General features: G+C 69.5%; 3 protein-coding genes. All 3 read right to left on the bottom strand.

Translation table 11 applies throughout. The annotated features are described in order from the left end of the window. Positions 1 to 918, bottom strand: a 918-nt coding sequence (locus tag ACFVS6_RS42875) for a CHAP domain-containing protein (protein WP_389711962.1), incomplete at its 3' end; no start/stop codon positions are given. Positions 919 to 976: 58 nt separating this feature from the next. Then, the gene (locus ACFVS6_RS42870) at positions 977 to 2,425 is read right to left on the bottom strand and encodes a peptidoglycan DD-metalloendopeptidase family protein (protein WP_389711961.1); all 1,449 of its coding nucleotides are present in this window, start codon (positions 2,423 to 2,425) and stop codon (positions 977 to 979) included. 50 nt (positions 2,426 to 2,475) lie between these two features. Beyond that, on the bottom strand, positions 2,476 to 2,760 hold a 285-nt coding region (locus tag ACFVS6_RS42865), incomplete at its 5' end, for a hypothetical protein (protein WP_389711960.1).

The following is a 2,760-nucleotide window of genomic DNA, read 5'->3' as shown; positions in this document are numbered from 1 at the left end:
CACCTTCCCGTCCGCCACCACGGCCACCTGAAGCTCCGCACCCACCGAAGCCGCCGCCACCTGCGTCACGTTCGACAAAGCACCGGCCACCGCGTGGACATCGCCGAACCCGGCCCACTGGCCGTTCGCGAACCGGACCGTGTGGTACAGCTTGCCCTCGTTGCTGACGGCCAGGACGTGCGTATCGCCGTTGATGCCGGCCTCGGCCGTGGTCCGGACGCCCGAGGGGATCTCGCCCGCCTGGTCGTCGACGTTCCCGAAGTTCGACCAGGTCCCGTTCGGGTTGCGGACGCCGTGGTGGAGCGACCCGCCCGACTCCACCGCGACCTGGGCCCGCCACTGGCCGGACGGCGCCGGCGGCGTCACCACCGGCGGCGGCGTTCCGGGAACGCCCACCGGTGAGACGAAGGCGAGGGCCTTGCCAGCGCCCGGGTTGTTGTAGGTCCGCCAGTTGAACCAGTTCTTGTACGAGACCTTGCCGCTCTCGTTGCCGCCGACGGTCTGGATCTGCGAGCCGTCGGAGGAGACTCCGACGACCAGGCTCACGTGGTTCGCCTCGCCGGAGACCGAACCGTCGTCGTCCCACAGGACCGCGTCGCCTATCCGGGGTCCGCTGGTGTGCAGGGTGCCGTTCTTCTGGCCGTAGCTGTGGAAGGACGCGGCAGCCGCGTTGAGGCCGCTCGTGTTGGCGCCGGCCTGCTTCCAGACCCAGCGGGAGAACTCCGCGCACCAGGCGGACGGGTGGACGCATCCGTAGTACGGAGTGCAGTTGTTGCCGACCTGGTTGCGTGCGATGTCCGCGACGCTGGGGGCGTTGGCCGCCGCCGACTGGGCCGAGGCCATCCCCAGCATCGGGGCGAGCACGACGGCGGCGAGGAGGAGGGAGCGGCTACGGGCGGACTGCTTGGCCTTGAACATGTGGGAGAGGTCCTTTACGGAAGAAGCCTGGTTGGTGGGTGGAACGGCCCGTGCCGGGTCAGTTGTAGGTGCCGGTGATCGAGACGCCGGTGCGGGTGCCCGTGACGCCGGTCAGGTCGACGGTGCCGAGGGCGGTCCAATTGCCGCTGACCTGGCGAACCGTGTGCAGGACCCGACCATCGGTCGCCACGAACGCCACCTGGAGCTCGTCATTGACGGCGGCCGCCGCGACGTCTGCGACCGTCACTCCGGACACCACCGGAGACAGCGAGTTGAACACCCACTCGCCGCTGAAGAACCGGGCGCCGTGGTACTGCTTCGCACCGTTCTCCGCCGTCAGGACCACTTGGAGGTCATTGCCCGTACCCGCGACGGCCACGTCCGTGATGGCGGCCGGAGCACCTTCCGCGGAAACGTCACCCCAACCGAGCCACGTACCGTTCGCCAACCGAGCCGTGTGATGCAGAGCCCCGTCGACCACCGCAACCACCTGCACATCGGACCCGGTGCGAGCCATCGCCACCTTCGTCACCGGCCTGTCAGCCGCCGGGTTGCCCACCGGAGCCAGCGGCGTCCAATTGCCGTCCGCCCGACGCACCGTGTGATACACCTTCCCGTCCGCCACCACGGCCACCTGAAGCTCCGCACCCACCGAAGCCGCCGCCACCTGCGTCACGTTCGACAAAGCACCGGCCACCGCGTTCACGTCACCGAAGCCTCCCCACGAACCGTCGGCGAAGCGGACGGTGTGGTACAGCTTGCCCTCGTTGCTGACGGCGAGCAGGTGCGTGTCTCCGTCGATGCCGGCCTCGGCGGTGGTCCGCACGCCCGAGGGGACATCGCCGCCCTCGTTCTGGACGTCCCCGAACTTCGACCAGGTCCCGTTCGGGTTGCGGACGCCGTGGTGGAGCGACCCGCCCGACTCCACCGCGACCTGGGCCCGCCACTGGCCGGACGGCGCCGGCGGCGTCACCACTTCGCCGCAGTTCTTGCTGGTGAGCGTCGAGCCCATGCTGAACGGAACGCCGTTGAAGACGGACTGCTTGACCGTGCCCTGGTACTGCTGCTCGTAGTGCAGGTGGGCCCCGGTGGAGTTGCCGGTGTTGCCGACGATGCCGATCTTCTGGCCTCGGGTGACGCGCTGTCCGACGGTGACGTCGTGGTCGTTCAGGTGGGCGTACAGCGTCTTGGAGCCGCCGCCGTGATCGATGACCACGTACTTGCCGTAGCTGGTGGTGAGGGACTTCACGACGCTGACGGTGCCGTCGGCGCTGGCGAGGACCGGCTGGTTCTCCGTCGAGGAGCCTCGCGTCCAGTCGATGGAAAGGGTGGACGGGCTGTGGCCGCCGTACGTCTTGCCCAGCCAGGACTGCTGGCAGCTGAAGGGCATCTGGTAGGCGGGGCCCGCCGCGTGGGAGGGCGCGGCGGCGAAGGCGACCAGACCGGAGGCGGCCAGGGCGAGACCGGTGGCGGAGGTCAGGACGCGGCGGGAGAAGGTGAGAGACATGAGGATTCCTCGAAAGTTCGGGTGGGGGGCGCGGCGCGGGCCGGCGCGGGTCAGTTGAAGGTGCCGGTGAGGGCGACGCCGTCGCGGGCGGCGGGAACACCGGTCAGGTCGACGGTGCCGAGGGCGGTCCAGTTGCCGCTGACCTGGCGAACCGTGTGCAGGACCCGACCATCGGTCGCCACGAACGCCACCTGGAGCTCGTCATTGACAGCAGCCGCGGACACGTCCGTCACGGTCACACCGGACACCACCGGAGACAGCGAGTTGAACACCCACTCGCCGCTGAAGAACCGGGCGCCGTGGTACTGCTTCGCACCGTTCTCCGCCGTCAGGAC

The sequence above is a fragment of the Streptomyces sp. NPDC057939 genome, assembly GCF_042887545.1.
GTDB lineage: Bacteria > Actinomycetota > Actinomycetes > Streptomycetales > Streptomycetaceae > Streptomyces.
This window is presented reverse-complemented; position numbering and strand designations above follow the sequence as displayed.

Coding starts and splice junctions, on each gene's coding strand:
- ACFVS6_RS42870 (WP_389711961.1), bottom strand. CDS start 2,425: ATGTCTCTCACCTTCTCCCGCCGCGTCCTGACCTCCGCCACCGGTCTC.